At 74.7% G+C, this 229-nt stretch carries 1 protein-coding gene; it reads right to left on the bottom strand.

Annotated elements, in window-relative coordinates:
- Positions 1-229: hypothetical protein (locus BST14_RS32565; protein ID WP_211280892.1), on the bottom strand; the 229-nt coding region annotated here is incomplete at both ends.

Below are 229 nucleotides of genomic sequence, written 5' to 3'. Positions count from 1 at the left end.
GCGGCGCAGCGCGCAGAGCAGGCGGAAGGCGTCGAAAGCCGTCAGTACCGACTGCGCCCAGCGCTCCCAGGCGCCATCCTCCAGCGCCAGTCCGGCGGCCGGGCGGCCCTCGGCCAGGCGTTGCAGGTAGTGCCGGTAGCCGTACGGCGTGCCCGGCGCCTGCGGATGACCGTCGACGAACAGCCGGGCGAAGGCTGCATCGCGCTCCCCGCGCAGGCGCAGGTCGAAG

Source organism: Mycobacterium arosiense ATCC BAA-1401 = DSM 45069, from assembly GCF_002086125.1.
Taxonomy (GTDB): Bacteria; Actinomycetota; Actinomycetes; order Mycobacteriales; family Mycobacteriaceae; genus Mycobacterium; species Mycobacterium arosiense.
The sequence above is the reverse complement of the archived record's forward strand: the minus strand, read 5'-3'. Positions and strand labels throughout refer to the sequence as shown.